The following is a 21,508-nucleotide window of genomic DNA, read 5'->3' on the forward strand; positions in this document are numbered from 1 at the left end:
GTTTTTTTTGAAGACGGATTTGGCATCTGGACAGCTTTCGTTTATTACGTCCTCTCTTGCCATCGCCTCAACCCATACCGACGCAATTATTCATACTAAGGGAACTTTCCCGGCTGCGCGGTCCGACTACACCGCAGCTGCCACTGCAACCAATGATTGCCGCAGTAAAATAGTCTTTACAAAGCTTCCTGCTTCGGGTGTGGTTTTAGCATCCGGACTTCCGGTTAAAGTTTTCATAACTGCAATCGATAATATTAATTCAAGCGAATCGGTGGGCTTTAGCGTTAGTACAAATAATAGCGCTGCTGCACCTTCAATTACCATCAACGGCCCGGCTTCGGTTTGCGCAGGCGCACTTGCCACTTTCAATGCGGCCCCTTTAAACAGCACAGCGCCATCTTATCAATGGCAGGTGAACGGCGTTAATGCCGGTACTGACAATGCAACGTTCAGCACCTCATCGTTAAATGATAACGACGTTGTTACCTGTATACTGACAGATAACAGCGGCACAACGCCGGTTACTTCAAATGCAATTACTATAAAAATTAATCTACCGCTGGTTCCAACGATAAAGATAGCAGCAGACAAGGCAACCCAATGTGCAGGCGCACCGGTAACCTTTTCGGCGACGGCAGGTAATGCAGGCACTAACCCTAATTACAAGTGGACGGTGAATGACGTTGACGCAGGCTCTAACAGTGCAACCCTAACGCTTGCAAGCATTTTACCGACTGATGTGGTGAAGTGCGTGGTAACAAGCGATAGCCCTTGCCCAGCGAGCACCGAATCAAATACAATTACGAACATCAATACTATTGATAACTTAACCCCCTCGTTAAGCATACAATCTTCTGTTACCAGTCCGGTTTGTAATGGCACACCGATTAAATTTACTGCGTCGCCAGTCAACGAAGGTGCGAATCCAACCTATCAATGGCAGGTAAACGGCGCAAACCAGGGCACAAATACCCCGGATTTTACCATCAGCAATTTTGCCAATGGCGACGTAGTGACGTGTATGCTTACAAATAATAATTCGCCTTGTTTAACAAGTCCAACGGCCCTTTCAAACGCCATTACAATTAGTGTAATCCCGCCTTCAACGCTTGTTCCGTCTGTCACAATTATTCCTGATTTGTACGAGGAATGTACAGGTGTTTCATTAACTTTCAAGGCAGTTGCAACTGACGCAGGCGATAATCCAACCTATCAGTGGAAAATAAACGGGCAAAACGTGGGTATAAATGCCGGCATATTTAACAGTTCTTCATTTAAAACCGGCGATAAAATTTCGTGCACAGTAACAAGCAGCGCCTTATGTTCGCTGGCTACTGCGACCTCAAATGAAGCGGCAATAACGATACATCCGCTAATAAACAACTCGGTAACCATCAGGTCTTCGGCAGTTAACAATACCAGTTCCCCAAACCAAACGGTTGTGTTTACAGCCCAGGCTTCTTACAATACAAATATTGCTTATCAATGGCAGGTTAACAATATAAACGCAGGTACAAACAGTCCCGAATTTACTGCTGATAACCTGGTTAACGGCGATGTTATTACCTGTTTGGTAACAACTACGGGCCAATGTATAGCAACACAGGTTGTTACATCGAACGCAATTACCATGATCATTTACGTGCCCATAGTTGTTGTTAATACATTTACGCCCAATGGCGACGGCATAAACGACACCTGGGATATCCCCATGTTACGGACCTATCCAAATTGCCGGGTAAGCGTATTTAGCCGTTACGGTAACAGCGTTTATAATTCGGTAGGATATGCAAAACCTTGGGACGGCACATACAAACAAAAACAGGTGCCCACCGGGACCTATTATTACATCATCGACCTTAAAAATGGGAGAGATAAAGTATCAGGTTCGGTAACTGTTATAAGATGATAACGATATACTATCGACTATTAATGAGGATGATTGATATCGGAAAGTAACCGACTTTGATAGCGCGGTCTATTTCCAGTCGACTACATTGTTGATATTTTACGTTAGCAGTTTTGAATTGTAATAAAAATCATATATTCAAAACCTATACTTGTTATCAAATTACCGTAACAAATCACACTTTAATTACATGGCTTTCGGACTTTCCCCTAAATACATAACTGAGCTTCCGGCAGGTGAGCTTTCGGGCAATCATTTCCTGGTGCTTTTATTAGAGGCTGCGAAACAGCTTAATTGGAATATCGGGCACACCAGCGAATATGGATTTGTGGCCTATACAAAATTCTCCATGAGCTCGTGGGCCGAGGAAGTGACGGTAAATATTGAAGGTGACCATGCAGCGCTTAAAAGTGAATGCACCGGGAACCAAATGATGGATTGGGGAAAAAATAAAAGGAATATTGAAAGTTTTGAAGTTGCATTTGCTGAACTGAAGAACCAATTGATGACCGAAACCCTGGATCAAAAATATGAAGAGTTGAAAAAAAGTCTTGCTTTGGCTGAAGCCGAACCTGCAAGCGCGCCTCCAACCGCTACTAAGGGAAAATTAACCAATGTGCTCTCTATTTTTTGGCCAACCCAGGGGTATTTTGTAACACCCATTATTGTCAATTTAAATATCGCAGTGTTTGTGCTGATGGTAATATCCGGCGTTAATTTTATGTTGCCTGATACGGAGAGCCTGCTGCAGTGGGGTGCAAACCTGCGTTCGTTAACTTTGCAGGGCGAATACTGGCGGTTGCTTACCTGCTGTTTTTTACACATTGGTATTTTACACCTGCTGTTCAATATGTATGCGCTGGTGTATATAGGTTTGCTGCTGGAGCCTTACATGGGTAAGCTGCGGTTCGCGGCGGCCTATTTACTTACCGGCATTGCGGCCAGCACCGTTAGCTTATGGATGCACGAACAAACAGTAAGCGCAGGCGCATCAGGGGCGATATTTGGGATGTACGGCGTTTTCGTGGCATTGCTTACAACCAACATTATCGATAAATCGGTGCGAAAGGCAATGATGTCGAGCATACTTGTTTTCGTTGTATACAACCTTGCAAATGGGGTAAAGGCCGGTATAGATAATGCAGCTCATATAGGTGGCCTGGTAAGCGGTTTTGCAATTGGATATTTATTTTATCCAAGCCTTAAAAACCCTAACAGAACAGATCTAAAGTTCGGCTCTGTGGCGGGGGTAGCGTTGGCCGTACTTGTTGGCAGCTTTATAGTATGCACCAGGGTGCCAAACACCATGGCGAAATACGAAGCTAAAATGAGAGCTTTTGTGTCGATGGAAAATATGGCGCTCGAAGTTTACCATATGCCTAAAACCACGTCAAGAGATTCATTAAAGATGGAAATTAAAGATAGAGGGCTTTATTACTGGAACGAAATGATTAAGATGCTGAACGAACTTGACCGGCAGGAACTTCCGGACGAACTGCATGCCCGTAACAGATCGCTGATATACTATTGTGAACTCCGGATAAAGAGCTATAATTATATCTACAAAGCGGTTGACGAAGATACCGATAAATACAAGGATAGTATCCAAGCCTATAATGAGAAGATTCAAAGCGTAATTAATGGATTAAAAGGGAAGTGACGCGGTTAACCCTTATCGTGTCGCCACCCAAACATTATCCTCCTTATGCGAATCCGGGTCATATATCCCGCCTAAAATCAGCTTACTAACTTTACGTTTTGCTGTAAAGTTTACGAAAAACGTTTTTTCGCCGTTTGCCCAGCATTTTACGCTTTGATGAATGTGTTGCGTGGTGCCGTCGGCGAAATTTATAGTAAGGTCAATCGGGACAGGTTTACTGCCTTTCCTGGTTATGGTTACTGAGTATTGATTTTGGATGTCGCTTACTTTGGTAATAGCCAAATCGGGTATGCCGCCATCAATAAACCAGCTTTTCCAAAACCAGTTTAGGTTTTGGCCCGCACCGGCATTCATGCTGTTAAAAAAATCAAATGGCATTGGATGTTTGCCGTGCCACAGGCGTATGTAATTATGCAGGGCTTTGGTAAACAACGCGTCGCCAAGCATGTCTTTTACATACAAATAACCCAGGCCCGGTTTTGGGTACGAGTCGGTAAAGCCGCTGATGCCGCTTAGCTGCGTAGTAAGGGAAATAACGGGCTGATCGTTTTCGGTGCCTGCACTTTGTGCATAAGCCTCAACACCAAAAGTATCGGCCACTTTTGGATCAATTAGAGGGCTTATAGTCCACTCTCCAATGGTTGCCCAACCTTCGTCCATCCAACCGTATTTTGTTTCGTTGATGCCCATATAAAACGGGAACATTGTATGAAAAATCTCGTGTGTAGTTAGTTCGATGCCGTCTTCGGCTATTTGCGTTGGGTTATCATTTACCATCATTGGGTATTCCATCTGGTCAAGCCCATCAAACACCGTTTCATGAGGGTAGGGGTAAGGCCATTTGGGGAAAGTGTAACTCATGCCCTCAACAGTTTTACGGGCGTAGTTTATCACCTCAAAATAGTCTTTATGTGCCGGGTTAAACACCGCATCCACCCGCGTACGGCGGCCGGTTTTCGGATCGACAACGAGGCTGCTGGCCTTCCAGATATAATGATTGCTGATGGCAAAGGCCATATCTGTAACACTGTCGGCCTCAAACTGCCAGGTATTGGTTGTGTTTTTTGCAGTGATTTGCTCGCCAACTTCGGCTTCGGTGATTACATCGGTTACTTTATCGCTTTTACCGGCCTCATCAATACGCTGAACAATTTTTGGTACGTAAACATCGGCTGCATTTTTCAAGTTGCCGGTGCTCCAGACTTTATAGTTGCCCGGTACGGTAACTGAAAGGTTAAAATGGCAAAAATCGTTATAAAACTCTTCGCTGCCGCGATAGGGGTTCAGGTTCCAGCCGTCAATGTCATCATAAACGGTAATCCGCGGGAAAAAGTAAGCAATAAAAAATGCCCCGGAGTCAACCTGCCCTGTACGGATGTGCGATGTTTTGTTGAGCGTATAGGAATAAGCAATGTCGAGGTGTATTTTGCGCCCGGGAAGTATTGCAGCGGTTTTTAAATTCATGTTGGTGCCCAGTATCCTCCATTTGGATGCATCCTGGTCATTCTTATCGATAGCCAGTTTTTTGATCTCCACACCATCGGTCAAATCAGCTGCGGAAACCGGCATATTGCGAATAGCATCTTTTTTATAAATGTTGGGGTACAGCTTTAGCGTAAGTTCGTTTAAGGTGTCGGGGCTGTTGTTGGTATAATCAACAGATACCGTTCCCTCCAAATTACGATTGGCAGGGTTGAAGTTAACCGCTATTGTGTAATCAGCTGTATTTTGCCAGTAATTTTTGCCGGGTGCACCTCCTGTAGTCCGTGTTCCTTTGGCATAAGTCGCCTGTAAATTTACCGGTACAGGTAGTGAAGTTTGAGCGTAGCAATCAACGCTTCCCAGTAAAATTACCGGGATCAGCAGCTTGTAAAATGAGGCCATCAGTTAAAGCTTATTTATTTTCAATAATTTATCGTCAAAAGTACAAAAGCAGGCGCTGTTATTTTATCACCCTTAAGAGGTGATTCGGATACCAAATATATGTCAGTGCGTATGGAATAAGCCCCTACAATTAAAAATGATTCCGAGTTCCGCCCTCAAAAAATTCGAAATCGAAAACGGCGAAGGCCTCAACGTAGATAATCCGAATTCCGAAATCAAAATCACCACCCTCCTTTAAAACCCTCCTTCAGCGCCGCTTCATAATTCTCCAAATCAAACGAATAAAGAAAGGGCGCCTTGTGGGCACCACCTTTACGCGGCTTTTCCGAGCGCTTCAATATCCCAAACCCAAGCATCCGCCGTTGAAAATTCCTCCGGTCCAGCTTTTTATCCAAAATGGTTTCATAAAGCTTTTGCAATTCGGGCATCGTAAATTCCTTTTGCATCAGGTTATATCCTATCGGCTGGTAATTTAACTGCAGTCGAAGGGTATCCAACGCAGTTTTTAATATCAGCGCATGGTCGAGTTTCAATTCGGGGAGGTCGTTTAAGTCGCACCAGCTGCACGTGGCTGCAAATTGATCCGGCGAAGGGTTAACATCGCAAAAATCAACCAGTGCATAGTAGCCGATGGTTAAAAAACGATTGGTAAACCAATTGTCTTTAGGCGGCAGCATGTCTTTATACATATCAAAATGCTGCTTTGAACGCTGCGGATCGCCAAAAACATGAAACTGCTGCAGAAAGATTTCATCAAGGCGGGTACGCTCCTTTAATATACGGTTGGCCGATAATTCTATCGGTTCATCCTTAAGCACAAAGCCGCCAGGCAGATACCAGCCGCCTTCGTTTTTAACTGTTAGCAGCAAAACCTTCAGCAACCCTTCGTGAAAACCGAACACCACGCAATCGATTGAAATATGGGGCAGATAGCTCTCCCGTGCGGTTTTACAATATTCTTCGAGTTCTTCTTTGGTCAACATTTTCGCTATTCTACAAAAATACTTTGATTATTTAAATTATAATATTACTCTTGTGTCAAAAATACACTATCGGCGTATAGTGACAAACCAATTATTACTGTTTTAAAATGCTGCTTAAGCTTCGCGACTAATCTAAAAATATTTGCCCTGTTTTAAGTAAATCAATAATAACCTTTAATATCCGCAAAGATGAATAAATATTCTTCGTTTAAAACTGCGTGTGCAGCAATTGCACTTTTTGTTTCGGCTGTGCCAATTAATAAGGCGGCTGCACAAAACAAAGACGGCAATGCCAGTTCTGTAACCATTGGCATGGAGCCCTTTGTTACTAAACTGATGAGCAAGATGACGGTCGACGAAAAAATCGGTCAGCTTAATTTGGTAGTTACGGGTAACGTGGCGACGGGTACAACTATGAGCAAAGGCATTGAAGACAAATTGAAGCGCGGCGAGATTGGCGGAATATTTGGAGTTTGGGGTACCGAAAATATTTTAAAGTACCAGGATGTTGCTGTGAAAAATTCGCGCCTGCACATACCTTTAATATTTGGGCTGGATGTTATACATGGTCACGAAACTATTTTCCCGATACCATTAGGAGTCTCGGCGACCTGGGATATGGGCCTGATCGAGCAATCGGCCCGTACCGCGGCTAAGGAAGCAACGGCCGAAGGACTAAACTGGGTATTTTCGCCAATGGTTGATATTGCCCGCGACCCGCGCTGGGGCCGCATTTCGGAAGGTTCGGGTGAGGATCCTTGGTATGGCTCGCAGGTTGCCAAGGCAATGGTGCGCGGCTACCAGGGCAAAAGCATGACCGATGCAGATGCGGTGATGGCTTGCGTTAAGCACTTTGCATTATATGGCGGTGCCGAAGCCGGCCGCGAATACAATACTGTTGACATGAGCCTTATAAAAATGTACCAGGATTACCTGCCGCCATATAAAGCTGCTGTTGATGCAGGTGCAGGTAGTTTCATGAGCTCGTTTAATACTATAAACGGTATGCCTGCCACGGTTAATAAATGGTTGCTTACTGATTTGTTGCGCAAGCAATGGGGCTTTAAAGGCTTTGTGGTGTCGGATTATACTGCGCTTAACGAGGTTACCAACCACGGCCTTGGCGATTTGCAAACTGTATCGGCACTGGCTGTTAAAGCCGGCCTTGATATGGATATGGTGGGCGAGGGCTTTTTAACCACATTGAAGAAATCATTAAAAGAAGGAAAAATAACCCAGCAGGAAATTGATTTGGCGTGCCGCCGCGTGCTGGAAGCTAAATATAAGCTAGGACTTTTCGGCAACCCGCATAAATCAATAAACGCCGACCGCGAAAAACAAGATGTATTTAATGATGATACCCGCAAATTTGCCCGGAAAATAGCTGAGCATTCGTTTGTGTTACTGAAAAACCAGGGCGAAACCCTGCCGCTGAAAAAATCGGGCACAATTGCGTTGGTTGGCCCGCTGGCCGATAACCACTCGGAGATGCTGGGCACCTGGGTAATTGCCGGCGACCCAAAGAAATCGGTAAGTGTTGCCGAGGGGATAAAGAATGTAGTTGGCGATAATGTAAAGGTGTTATATGCAAAAGGTTCCAATATTACTGACGACTCGCTTTTAAGTATCCGTGCATTTGCATTAACCGGCCCTGAGCAAAAAGACAAGCGCAGCCCCCAGGAAATGATTGATGAGGCCGTTGAAGCTGCAAAAAAAGCCGATGTAGTTGTTGCAGTGGTTGGCGAGTCGGCAAATATGTCGGGCGAATCATCAAGCCGGGCTGATATTGATATTCCGGAAAGCCAGAAGGATTTGCTAAAGGCATTATCAAAAACCGGCAAGCCATTGGTTATTGTATTATTTAATGGCCGGCCTTTAACCTTAACCTGGGAAGATAAACATGCTGCCGCGATACTTGACGCGTGGGCGCCCGGCACTGAAGCTGGTAACGCAATTGCCGATGTACTTTTCGGTAATTATAATCCTGGCGGCAAAATAACAGCAACGTTTCCGCGTAGCGTAGGGCAAATACCTATTTATTACGCACACAAAAACACAGGCAGGCCGTTTGACGGTACAGGAGGTGCTAAATTTAAATCGGACTATCTTGATATTTCGAACGATCCACTTTATCCTTTTGGCTATGGCTTAAGTTATACAACGTTTAGCTACAGTAGCGTACAGCTCGACAAAACCGACCCGGTTGGTAACACCACCGTTAAAGCTACGGTTACCGTAACCAACACCGGTAAGTACGCCGGCGAAGAAGTTGTACAACTTTATATAGCCGATCCGGTGGCCAGTATAAGCCGCTCGGTTAAGGAATTAAAAAATTTTAAAAAGGTGTTTTTACAGCCCGGCGAGAGCAAAGTTGTATCATTTAATATCACCACTGCCGACCTGAAATTTTATAATGAAAAATTAACATATGATTGGGAGCCGGGGAAATTTATTGTCCAAATTGGTACCAATTCGAGCAACGTGCAATCGGCATCGGTAGATTGGTCAAAAAGGTAGAAAAAGTTAAAATTTCATCAGATTTGAGAAGCGCCAGGCACCTATAGCCGGGCGCTTTTTTTACTTTTATCAGGCTTTTTGTTAACGAATTGTTATGCCGGGGTGAGGAGCAAAAACGATCAAAAAAACGCCTAAATAACTGTTATAATGACGGTTTTAACAAAAAATGATGAAATTTTAACATTAATGCGATGTTAAAATAAGGTTATAAAAAGCGGGGTTTCATTATTAAAAAAAAAGCTTCAATACTGTTTTAAGCGATGGACGAGGCTTAAATTGTATTATATTGAAATAATTGTTGTGTATAACATAAATGTTACGTTTTAATTTTATTAATTATAATACCATTTTTTTAATGAATTTACAATAAATAGACTTTTAAACGGCGTTTTTACAGTGTTTTAAGGAGGAAAAATAATTAATTTGTAATTCTTATAATGTCACTTGTGTAAACAGTACACACTATTTACATTAGTGTAATGCCAATGTGATTTTTTGCACCATCAAAGAATTATAAGAAACCTGATATTATTATAACATTTATTAAGCAACGATGCAGGCAATTTTTCGCATGCATCGGGAAAATTGAGTAACAATAAGTTTTTATATTTATTAAGTACGATACATGATAAAATTTTTACATTTTTTTCTTTTCGGCCATATAAATAAAGCCGGCCCTTTCCGTAAGGGCCAAGTCAATTTTGCTTTTATCACTGTTTCCAAACGTGTTTTATCTCACAACACTATATATACCGAACAACAATCTTAAAATCAAATAAATTAATCAACTAAATCTCAATCTCATGTTTAAAAGTTTACTCCTAAAGGGAAGAACATTATGCCTGCTGTTATGCTGCATGATTTCTTCATTGGTAGTTACAGCGCAAACAAAACACTCGGGTAAAGTTATCGGCAGCGATGACAAACTCCCGGTGGTTGGTGCATCCGTAAGGATTAAAGGCACCAACACAGGCGCTGTTACTGATGTTAACGGCGAGTTCACGCTCTCGTTAGCGCCCGGTAATGTACTTGTTGTAAGTTACCTTACCTACAAAACAAAAGAAGTTACTGTTCAGGGCGACCAGTATCTTACAATTTCGTTAGAGCCTGCAAACACTACCCTTAACGAGGTAATTGTTACAGGTTACCAAACCCAGCGTAAAAAGGACATCTCGGGTGCGGTAGCATCTGTTGACGTTTCTGCTGCAAAGGTTATTCCAACTACAAACTCAACTTCATTGCTACAAGGCCAGGCAGCTGGTGTTACAGTAGTTGAGTCGGGTGCTCCGGGTGCAGGTGCCAACGTGTTTGTACGTGGTATCAGTAACTTCGGTAATTCGTCTCCTTTGTACGTAATTGATGGGGTGCAGCGTGGTGGAATGGGTGATTTAAACCCTAACGACATCGAGTCGATCGCTGTACTGAAGGATGCTGGTTCTGCAGCTATCTACGGTGTTGCCGGTGGTAACGGTGTTGTGGTTATTACAACCAAAAAAGGTAAGCAAGGTAAAACCAGGTTTACTTATGATGCGTTTTATGGTAACCAAATTGCATTGGGCGGCAATCCGTTTAATGTGCTTAGTGCCGACAACTTTGAAGCCCTGCTTCGCCAGATTCAGCCAGATAACCTTTTAATTAAGGATAACGGCGGTCATTTCTTCGATTATGGCTACCAGGCTGGCTCAAACGTACCGGGCTCTCCGAAGGGACAAGCTAATGCTGGCAACCCGGCTATCGATCCGGCTAAATACGTGTTGGATATTAACAACCCTAATAACGACTACCTGATACAAAAATTTGTAAAAGGCGCGGGTACCGATTGGTTCCATGCATTGTTTAAAAATGCACCACAGCAATCTCACACGGTATCGGCAAGCGGTGCTAATGAAAAAAACAACTACTATTTTTCGTTAGGCTACCTTAACCAACAGGGTACTTTAATTGACACTTACTATAAAAGGTATCAAACACGTATCAACACAAACTTCTCTTTAAGCAACAGTATTCGTGTAGGCGAAACATTAAGCGTTTATTATGAAGAAAGCCCACAAGGCGGTGGTGGTATACCAGGCGGTAACCAAAGTGAAGGTAACGCGATATCGTTTAGCTATCGCATGATGCCTCAAATCCCGGTATACGATATCAAAGGTAACTGGGGTGGTACTTATGATGGTTTAACCCAGTTAGGTAACGCTATTAACCCTGTTGCAACACAGGCGCAAAATGGTTTGGATTTAAGCCGCGGCTGGAACATTGTAGGCTCGGCTTACGGCGAAGTTGATTTCCTGAAACACTTCAACGTTAAAACACAAATAGGAACAACTATTTACAACTATTACTACAACAATACCAACGTTAACCCTTATTACGGTGGTGAAAGCCATAACTCGCCAAACGGCTATAATACAGGTGCTGGTTATGGAACTCAATATAACTGGACCAATACTTTGCAATATAGCCAGGTATTTGGTAAGCATAGTGTAAAGGCATTTGCCGGTTTCGAAGCAAAAGACAGCTTTAGCCAGGGCGTGAGCGCTTCGGTTAATAACTTGTTTTCACTTGATCCTGCTTATGTTAGTATTGGTAATGGCGATGCCAAGACTATTTTGGCAGGCGGTGGTCCAGGCGAAGAAATATCTACGCTGTCATTTTTTGGCCGTTTAGATTATATCTTTAATGATAGGTATATCTTAGCCGCTACTATTCGTCGTGACGGAACTTCATTGTTCTTCCCTGGCAAACAGTGGGGTACTTTCCCATCTGTTTCATTGGCATGGCGCGTTTCGCAGGAAAATTTCCTTAAAGGTGTTTCATGGATAAATGATTTGAAATTACGCGGTAGCTACGGACAATTAGGTTATGTAGGTAACATCGGTGATGGTAACCCGTATTCTTCATTCAGGTCGAGCATTGGTGCCGCATCTTATGCAATTGGCGGTGGAATCAATTCTGCTACAGGCGGCTTTTTCGCTTCTCAAATTGGTAACAAAAAGACTACCTGGGAAACTGACGTTATCAGCAACGTAGGTCTTGATGCATCATTATTTAACCACTTGGATTTCACTTTTGAATGGTTTAATAAAACCAGCAAAAACTTGTTGAACGCTGTAACGCTGCCAGCAACAGTTGGTGGTGCTGCTCCTCCAACAATTAACGTAGGCCAGGTGTCAAATAAAGGTATCGAAATTTCCGCAACCTACCACGGCAAACTTGGTAGCGCAGTTAGCTTCTACGGTGGTGCCAACATTACTACTTATAAAAGTAATATCGATAAGCTGTCAAACGTTGCCGCAAACAACTACTTCTATTCTAACTACCAACGTCAGGATGCGATCGTGAAAAACCAGGTTGGTCATCCAATCGGGGAGTTTTATGGTTACCAGGTTGATGGTTACTGGAATACCCAGGCAGAAATTGATGCTGCTAACGCTAACGCAGTAGCAAAAACAGGTAAGGCCGGAAGCGTATTCCAAAACGGTTTGGGCACAAACCAGGGTGAGGCACTTGGCGATTTCAGATACCATGATACAAATGGCGATGGTGTTATTACCGATGCTGACCGTACTTTTATCGGTAACCCAAACCCTAAATTTACTTATGGCGTTAACTTGGGTGCAAGCTGGAAAGGTTTTGACTTCTCAACAGTATTGTTTGGTTCATATGGTGGGAAAATTTATAACTACACCAAATACTGGACAGATTTTGGTGATACATTCGCCGGAAACAAGGGTAATGATTTGTTATTCAATTCATGGACACCAAGCAACCCTAACGCCGCAACTCCAAAAGCAGCTGCAATCGGTGGTTTTGGTACAAGCGGTACCATTAACTCATGGTATGTTTCTGGTGGTTCGTTCCTGAAAATGCGTTCTGCTACTTTGGGTTACACATTCAACTCAGGCAAGCTTAAAGCTTTAGGTATCGACAAATTACACATATATGCACAAGGTGTAAACTTGTTTACTGCAACAAAATATAAAGGTCTTGACCCTGAGTTGTTAACAGTAGGCAACAACGGTTTGGGTACTGACATTGGTGCTTATCCAAATAACGAAAAGAAATATATTTTTGGTGTTAACTTATCATTTTAACTGCTAAGAAAAAAACAATATAGTTATGAAAAGATTTAATAGTAAACTTATTATCCCCGGTGCCATGGCGGTACTTGCACTATCGTATTCGTGCAAGGACTACCTTAACAGGACACCAGTAGGATCATTGAACACCCTCATCCTGGCCAATAAGGCCGGGGTTGACGGTCTATTGATTGGCGCCTATTCATTATTGGATGGAACTTATGGCGGCCAACCCGGAAATACCTGGATGACTGGTACCGACAACTGGATTTATGGTAGTGTTGCAGCAGACGATGCTCACAAAGGCTCAACCCCTGATGACCAGGCGGCGGCAGGTCAAATTGAAGCGTACATTGCTACATCAAGTAACGGTTACCTTGACCCAAAATGGCGTGTAATGTTCAACGGCGTTCAGCGTGCCAATGATGTTTTGCGCGAGTTGCCGTTGGTTAAAGACGGCTCAGTTACGCCTGATTACGCAAAGAAAGTAATTGCAGAAGCAAGGTTTTTACGTGCGTTTTACGAATTTGATTTAGCCAAATTGTGGAGAAATGTTCCATACGCTGATGAAACCATCACTTATGACAACGGTAACTTTAATGTTGGTAACCCAGGCCCGGTATGGGACAAAATTGAGGCTGATTTAACTGCTGCAATGGCCGATTTACCTACCACACAAGCTGAAAAAGGACGTGTGAATAAATATGCTGCTCAGGCTTTCCTGGCAAAAGCATATATGTATGACCATAAGTATGCGCAAGCCCTTCCGCTTTTAAACGACCTGATTGCTAACGGCGTTACATCAAGCGGCGCTAAATACGCACTTGTTCATTATGCTGATAACTTTAACGCTTCAACAAAAAATAATTCTGAAGGTGTATTTGTTATCCAAGCATCAGTACATGACGGTGCAAACGGTGATAACGGCGCTTCTGGCGGTACGCTGAACTTTCCTTCAGCTGGTCCTGCTACCTGCTGCGGCTTCTTCCAGCCATCTTTCAGTTTTGCAAACGCATTTAAAGTTGATGCTCAAACCGGTTTGCCATTGTTAGATACTTACAATGACAGCGACATTGCAAATGACCAGAACGTTGGTTCTGACAAACCATTTACTCCTTATGCAGGTACGCTTGACCCTCGTTTAGACTGGTCAGTTGGCCGTCGTGGTATCCCTTATCTTGATTGGGGAATTATGCCAGGTGCTTCATGGGCCCGTGACCAAACAGATGGTGGTCCGTACGTTCCTATCAAAAACACTTATTACAAATCTGCACAGGCATCAACCAGCGAAGCTTACGAAGGCTGGGCTCCAAATCAATCTGTTGCCAACGGTTACAATGCTATCCGTTTTGCCGACGTATTGTTATGGGCAGCTGAAGCCGAAATTGAGATCGGTAGCCTGGATAAAGCTCAGGGATACGTTAACCAGGTTAGGGACCGTGCCGCCGATCCAACCGGATGGGTGCATACCTATGTAGATCCAAACAATTCAACAGGTGGATTTACAAACATTCCTGCTGCTAACTACAAAGTTGGTTACTACGGTGCTTATGCCGGTGTAAACGGCGGAACCAGCAATGCTGCTATGAGCTTTGCAACCCAGGGTAAGGATTTTGCCCGTAAGGCTGTTCAGTTTGAGCGCAGGCTTGAATTGGGTATGGAAGGTCACCGTTTCTTCGACTTACAGCGTTGGGATGGTATCTTTGGTGGCCCAATGGGATCTGGCTATATGGCAGGTGTGTTGAATGGTTACTTAAACCACGAAATTCACGTTCCAAACTTCCCTTCTGCATTGTTAAACAGTGCGCACTTTGTTGCCGGAAGAAGTGAATTATTCCCTGTTCCAATTTCACAAATTAACTTAACCAACGGCGCAATTAAACAAAACCCTGGTTACAATTGATTTTTAATATTTTATAAAAAAGAGGTGGAGATCATATCTTCACCTCTTTTTTATTTTATACATTAGCGTATAATTTAAACATGAGATTCTTCCGCTATTTTTTCTTTTGCTGTTTACCCGCTTTATTCTTTTCATGCAAACAGCACAATGTTTTATTCGAAAAAATACCTTCGTCTGTATCGGGAGTAACTTTTGCAAATACCATTGTTGAAAACGATACCATTAACCCTTTAGATAAGCTTAATATTTATAACGGTGGCGGCGTTGGCATTGGCGATTTTAATAACGACGGGCTGCAGGATATCTATTTTGTAGGAAATGCGGTATCAAATAAACTTTACCTCAACAAAGGGAACATGAAGTTTGATGATGTTACCGCCCAGGCAGGTGTTCAAGGTTCAAATGGCTGGGGCAGGGGCGTAGCTGTAGTTGATATAAACAACGACGGTTTAATGGATATTTATGTTTGTTATACCCTGCTAAATGATTCGTTAAAGCGGCGTAACCTGCTTTACGTAAACCAGGGCATTGATAAAAACGGTGTACCTCATTTTAAAGAGATGGGGAAAGAATACGGACTTGATATAAACGTACACTCAACCATGGCGTCGTTTTTTGATTACGATAATGATGGTGATCTTGATATGTACCTGACCGTTAACGAAGCGGCCCCCAATGAAAATACAAGTAGTTTCAGGCCGATAGCGAAGGATGGTTCACGAAGGAGTACCGGCAGGCTGTACCGTAATGATTGGGATCCTGTTTTAAAACACGCTGTTTATCACGATGTTTCAAAACAGGCCAATATTTTAATAGAAGGATACGGGCACGCAGCCAGTATTGTTGATATTAACCGCGATGGCTGGAAAGATATTTATGTTACCAATGATTTTTTAAGCAACAATATTTTATATATTAATAACCACGACGGTACGTTTACCGACAAATCAAAACAGTATTTTAAACACACGGCCAACAGCGCAATGGGTCAGGATATTGAGGATATAAATAACGATGGACTAGCCGATGTTTTTGAGCTTGACATGAGTCCTGAAGACAATTACCGGCGCAAAATGTTTATGGGTTCAAATACCTACCAGTTGTATCAAAATTTTGATTATTATGGTTACCAGTTTCAATATAACCGTAATACATTGCAGGTAAACCAAGGGCCGCGGCCGGGACAAAATGACTCGATAGGCGATCCCGCTTTTAGTGAAACTTCTTTTTTAAGCGGTACCGCCCAAACCGATTGGAGCTGGTGCCCTTTGATTACAGATTTTGATAACGACGGTTTCAGGGATATTGTCATTACAAACGGCTATCCCCGTGATGTTACGGACCACGATTTTACCACGTTTAGGGCTGAGGCGTATCTGATTGCCAGCAAAAAACAAATTCTCGACCAGATTCCGATTGTTAAAATTCCAAACTATGCATTTAAGAATGGCGGCAAGCTCGAGTTCACCGATGTTACAAAGAATTGGGGTTTAACACAACCCTCGTTTTCAAACGGAGCGGTATACGCGGATTTGGATAATGACGGCGACATGGATATGGTAATCAATAATATCGATGACGAAGCCTTCATCTACAAGAATACCTCGCGCGAAAAGGATAAAGCAGACAGCCATTATTTGCAAATAAAGTTTAAAGGCGGCCCCCAAAACATAAACGGCATAGGCGCCTGGGCTGATATTTACTACGAACACGGCAAGCACCAGGTATATGAAAATACTCCTTACAGGGGCTATCTTTCTACTATACAAAATATTGCACATTTTGGACTTGGACGCGATTCTGTTATCGACTCGGTGGTAATAAGGTGGCAAAACAATAAAAAGCAAACAATTTCCAACGTTAAGACGGACGAGGTACTGAAAGTAGATATTACCAACGCCCGCGATAATTATTCGTTTAGTCATCAGGAAAAGAACGATGGCTCATTATTCCGCGAAGTAACTAAGTCGGTTGGTGTTAACTATAAACACGCGGAAGAAGATTTGGCCGATTTTAACATACAAAAACTTATTCCTCATAAATTGTCCCAATATACGCCAGCGGTGGCTGTTGGCGATGTTGACGGTAATGGTTTTGATGATATGGTTGTTGGCGGAACATCCAAATTTCCGGCTCAATTATTATTGCAGCAGGCAAGCGGGCAATTTATACAGCGGCCACTTCTACCATCCGGGCAAAAGGCACCAGAACAGCAATTTAAGGACGAGGGATTATTGTTGTTTGATGCCAATGGCGATGGAAAGCTTGATTTATACGTGGCCAGCGGCGGTTACGAAAAGACGCCAAATTCGCCATTTTACCAGGACCGGATTTACTTGAACGATGGGAAAGGTAACTTTACGCTGCAACAGGACGCCCTGCCCCAAAATTTCACCAGTAAGCTTTGCGTAAAGGCAATTGATTACAATAAAGACGGAAAGCTGGATTTGTTTGTATCGGGCCGCGTGGAACCATGGAGTTACCCGAAACCTGTTTCGAGTATGATATTACGTAATGACAGTAAAGACGGGCACCTTAAATTTACAGATGTTACTGCTTCTGTTGCTAAGGATCTTAAAAATATAGGTATGGTGTGCGATGCCACATTTAGTGATTTTGATAACGATGGTTGGCCTGATTTGATACTTACGGGCGAATGGATGCCGATTACGTTCCTGAAAAATGACCACGGCACATTCAAAAATGTTACGGACAATACAGGTATCGCTGATAAGTTGGGCTGGTGGAACTCTATTACAGCCGGTGATTTTAATCACGATGGTAAGGTAGATTATATAGTTGGCAACACAGGCCTAAATACTTTTTACAAGGCAACCGATAATTACCCGGTTTATATTACAGCCAAGGACTTCGATAACAATGGCAGTTATGATGCATTTCCATCGGTTTTTTTGAAGGATCAGGACGGAGAAATGAAGGAATTCCCAGCCCAAACGCGTGATGATGCAGTGAAACAGATGATTAGTATGCGGGTAAAATTCCAAAATTATAAGTCGTTTGCTACCGCTACGTTTGACTCGGTAATTACACCGGAAATGCGTAAAGGCGCCGTAAGATTAAAAGCCAATATTTTGCAATCGTGCTATTTGCAGAACCAGGGCAACGGTAAATTTACCATAGTGCCTTTGCCGATAGAGGCACAAATATCGCAGCTTAACGGTATGGTTGTTGACGACTTTGACGGTGACGGAAACCTTGATGTGGCCATCAGCGGTAACGATTTTGGCACCGAAGTCTCTACCGGCAGGTACGATGCTTTTAACGGCTTAATACTTAAAGGTGATGGAAAAGGACACTTTAAGCCCTTAACCCTGCAACAAGGCGGTGTTTACATTCCGGGTGACGGGAAAGCACTTGTAAAATTAAGGGGTGCCAAAGGCAACTATTTACTCGCGGCCACGCAAAACCGCGACGTGATGAAAATATTCGAGTTAAAAAGGCCGGTTAAAACCGTTCAACTCAATCCACTGGACGTGTTTGCTACTATTAAGTATAAAAATGGCCAAACCGGGAAACAGGAATTTTATAATGGTACATCTTTTCTGTCGCAGTCGGGCAGGTTTTTTAATATTGATAAAACAATGGAAACAGTTACCATAACGGATAGTTATGGCCACTTACGGAATATCCCCCTTAATTAATGCTTTTTATGAGACACTTTAAAATATTAGCCGTTTTAATTGGCGTTTTGTTTGCCGCAAGTTGTAAGCAGCAACAAAAAACCGCTATGTTGAGTGACGCCGATGTGCTGCACAACAACGAAGATCAGCTTACCCAGGTAATTATTTACGACGTATTTACCCCGCCGGTAGCTGCCCGTATATACGGCTACACTGCTCTTGCATCGTACGAGGCTATGCGTTATGCCAGCCCGAAATATAACTCAATAATTACGCAGCTTAAAGGTTTTGGTAAGCCCCCAGAGCCGCAAAAAGGCAAACAATATAACTTTGCCCTTGCTGCAACCAAAGCATTTTTTACTGTAGCGCATAAAATTACCTTTTCGGTTGATACCCTTAAGAAGTACGAAGACAAGGTGTATGCCATGTACAAGGAAAACCTGGATGATTCAACTTACGCACGGTCTGTTGATTTTGGTGAGAAAATAGGAAAGTTGGTATTAAAAAGGTCGGCGGCTGACGGCTATCCGCAAAGCCGGGGCAAACCCAAGTACCTGGGCGAAAATAGTCCTGCCAAATGGCGCCCCACTCCTCCGGATTATATGGACGGTGTGGAATTTTGTTGGGGAACTATCCATTCGTTTGCAATTGATACATCAACCTTGTTTTCGCCTCCGCCACCTCCGCCTTACAGCGAAGACAAAAACAGCGCCTTTGTAAAACAGTACACTGATGTTTATAATACCAACAAAAACCTCACCAAGGAGCAAATTGAAGTAGCAAAATTTTGGGATGATAACCCGTTTGTTATACAGCACAATGGCCACCTGATGTTTGCCGACAAAAAGATTACGCCGGGGGGGCACTGGATAGGGATAACCACAATTGCCTGTAAAAAAACACATGCCGACGGGGTTAAAACCGCGCTGGCGTATGCGCTTACCTCAATTGCCCTGTACGATTCATTTATTTGCTGCTGGGAAGTGAAATATAAATACAGTTATGCTCGTCCGGTTACCAATATCAACGAGAAAATAGATCACAACTGGCTGCCTTTACTGCAAACCCCGCCGTTCCCTGAGTATACCGCGGGTCACTCAACCATAAGCGCAGCTTCGGCAGTAATGCTTACGCATCTTTTTGGCGACAACTTCGAATTTCAGGATACCAGCGATATCAAATACATAGGTATGCAGCGTCATTTCAAATCATTTTCGCTTGCGGCCGAAGAAACAGCGCTTAGTCGTTATTACGGTGGTATACATTATCTTAACAGTTCCCTTATAGGTGCGCAACAAGGAAAGCAGATGGCCGAATTTGTTTGGAATAAATTAAAATTAACTAATTAAAACAGGATACTCTTGATCAACATGAAGCGTAATATATTTCACACGCTCACTTCATCTTTATATTTACTAATTATTGCTCTAACAGGTAGTGTTTTGCTTACTGGCTGTAAAAACCGGGGTGGAGGTAATAACAAGTATGCACTTACCGGCGACACCGTTGTTGACGGTAAAAACCTGGTGCAAATTAACTGCACCAAGTGCCATGCCCTGGTACCGGTGAATGCGCTTACTAAAGATGTTTGGAAATACCACACCTTACCTGCAATGGGTAAGTACCTGGGCATGACCGCTTACCTGGGTGGCTATTTTAAAAGGGATACGTCGGGTTTAACATTACTTGAATGGCAAAACATAGTGGCGTACTATCAAAAAATGGCGCCCGGTTCGTTGCCTGCTGCCAAGCCTCCTGTTGGGGCTGTGAACAGCATGGCAGGCTTTAACGTTATTGAGCCTAAAGCGCAACCTAATGTGGCCTATACTATTATGGCGGCCATAAACCCCTATAACCACAAAATTTATACGTCAGACGGCGTTTCGAACCTCTTGCAGGAATGGGATAGCAAATTAAAACTCAGCAAATCGGTTGTATTGCCATCGCCGGCGGTACATGCCAGCTTTGTTAAAAATGAGGAAGGGGGTACCAGCGGTCAATTCGCAGCTATTGGTCAGTTGGATCCTGTGGATTTCCCGAACGGAAAAGTAATGAGTGTTAATCTGGATGATGATAAGCTAAAACCTGCTGTTTTTGCCTCAGAATTGGCCCGCCCGGTGCAAACCCTTCAAGGCGATTTTAATAAAGACGGGCTGATAGACTGGGTGGTTTGCGGGCAGGGTGGCTCAAAAGGCGGAGTTTATTTATTCAAACAAAACCCCGATCATAGCGTAACCCAAGTAAATATCTCGGATAAGGCCGGTGCTGTTAAGGCTGTTAGCGGCGATTTTAATAAAGATGGCTGGCCCGACCTTATGGTTTTATTTGGCCGCGGCGACGAAGGGTTAGTGATGTTTTTGAACGACCAGCATGGCGGCTTTACCCAAAAGCGTTTATTGAGTTTTCCGCCGGTATATGGGTCGACCGATTTTGAGCTGGCTGACATTGACCACGATGGTAATCCCGACCTTATTTATAGTTGTGGTTATAATTATAACGATTCGCGGATATTGAAGCCTTATCATGGTTTATACCTGTATAAAAACACCGGCGACTTTAATTTCAAACAGCAATGGTTTTATCCCATTAACGGTTGTACAAAATTTGTTACTGCCGACTTTAATGCAGACGGCAAACTTGATATAGTTACCACTGCTTTTTTTGCCGATCTTAGAGATAATCCGGCAGAGAGTTGTATTTATTTTGAACAGGATAAGTCTTTCAGTTTTAAACCGTATACCTTGCCGGTAAGTAAATACGGCCGCTGGAAAAGCATGGATGTTGGCGATATCAATAATGATGGAAAACCTGATGTTGTACTCGGGAATTTTTCTACCGGGTATAATCTCCAGCCCGGCTTAAAGCAAACCTGGGACAAAAAACTTCCCTTTATAATATTGCAGAATAACTTTAAAAAATAGCTTACCTGAATTGC

Annotated in this window: 10 protein-coding genes; 8 read left to right on the top strand and 2 right to left on the bottom strand. The window is 43.2% G+C overall.

Annotation, left to right across the window (positions count from 1 at the left end; all coding sequences use genetic code 11):
• Nucleotides 1–19 precede the first annotated feature (19 nt).
• Together NAF19_RS25040 and NAF19_RS25045 are read left to right on the top strand one after the other, a co-directional pair.
• The gene (locus NAF19_RS25040; RefSeq protein ID WP_252793101.1) at nucleotides 20–1,909 is read left to right on the top strand and encodes a T9SS type B sorting domain-containing protein; all 1,890 of its coding nucleotides are present in this window, start codon (nucleotides 20–22) and stop codon (nucleotides 1,907–1,909) included.
• Nucleotides 1,910–2,099: 190 nt separating this feature from the next.
• Nucleotides 2,100–3,569 (top strand): rhomboid family intramembrane serine protease, encoded by a 1,470-nt coding sequence (locus NAF19_RS25045; RefSeq protein WP_252793102.1) that lies wholly within the window; start codon nucleotides 2,100–2,102, stop codon nucleotides 3,567–3,569.
• A 12-nt stretch (nucleotides 3,570–3,581) separates the two neighbouring features.
• On the opposite strand, the gene NAF19_RS25050 is transcribed toward NAF19_RS25045, so the two are convergent.
• Entirely contained in the window at nucleotides 3,582–5,453 is a 1,872-nt protein-coding gene (locus NAF19_RS25050; RefSeq protein WP_252793103.1) for a M1 family metallopeptidase, read from the bottom strand.
• Between the two features lie 221 nt (nucleotides 5,454–5,674).
• On the bottom strand, nucleotides 5,675–6,436 hold the full coding sequence (locus NAF19_RS25055) for an NUDIX hydrolase (RefSeq protein ID WP_252793104.1): 762 nt from the start codon (nucleotides 6,434–6,436) through the stop codon (nucleotides 5,675–5,677).
• A 189-nt stretch (nucleotides 6,437–6,625) separates the two neighbouring features.
• Here NAF19_RS25055 and bglX point away from each other — a divergent pair, with 189 nt between their 5' ends.
• From bglX to NAF19_RS25085, 6 genes are all read left to right on the top strand, one after another.
• Entirely contained in the window at nucleotides 6,626–8,953 is a 2,328-nt protein-coding gene (bglX, locus tag NAF19_RS25060; protein WP_252793105.1) for a beta-glucosidase BglX, read from the top strand.
• Between the two features lie 803 nt (nucleotides 8,954–9,756).
• Entirely contained in the window at nucleotides 9,757–13,044 is a 3,288-nt protein-coding gene (locus NAF19_RS25065) for a SusC/RagA family TonB-linked outer membrane protein (protein ID WP_252793106.1), read from the top strand.
• Nucleotides 13,045–13,069: 25 nt separating this feature from the next.
• Entirely contained in the window at nucleotides 13,070–14,932 is a 1,863-nt protein-coding gene (locus NAF19_RS25070; protein ID WP_252793107.1) for a RagB/SusD family nutrient uptake outer membrane protein, read from the top strand.
• An 80-nt stretch (nucleotides 14,933–15,012) separates the two neighbouring features.
• The gene (locus NAF19_RS25075; protein WP_252793108.1) at nucleotides 15,013–18,594 is read left to right on the top strand and encodes a VCBS repeat-containing protein; all 3,582 of its coding nucleotides are present in this window, start codon (nucleotides 15,013–15,015) and stop codon (nucleotides 18,592–18,594) included.
• 8 nt (nucleotides 18,595–18,602) lie between these two features.
• Complete coding sequence (locus tag NAF19_RS25080) at nucleotides 18,603–19,922, top strand: vanadium-dependent haloperoxidase (RefSeq protein WP_252793109.1); 1,320 nt, start codon at nucleotides 18,603–18,605, stop codon at nucleotides 19,920–19,922.
• A 21-nt stretch (nucleotides 19,923–19,943) separates the two neighbouring features.
• On the top strand, nucleotides 19,944–21,494 hold the full coding sequence (locus tag NAF19_RS25085; RefSeq protein WP_252793110.1) for an FG-GAP repeat domain-containing protein: 1,551 nt from the start codon (nucleotides 19,944–19,946) through the stop codon (nucleotides 21,492–21,494).
• Nucleotides 21,495–21,508: the final 14 nt, after the last annotated feature.

The sequence above is a fragment of the Mucilaginibacter flavidus genome (assembly GCF_024055575.1).
Classification (GTDB): Bacteria; Bacteroidota; Bacteroidia; order Sphingobacteriales; family Sphingobacteriaceae; genus Mucilaginibacter; species Mucilaginibacter flavidus.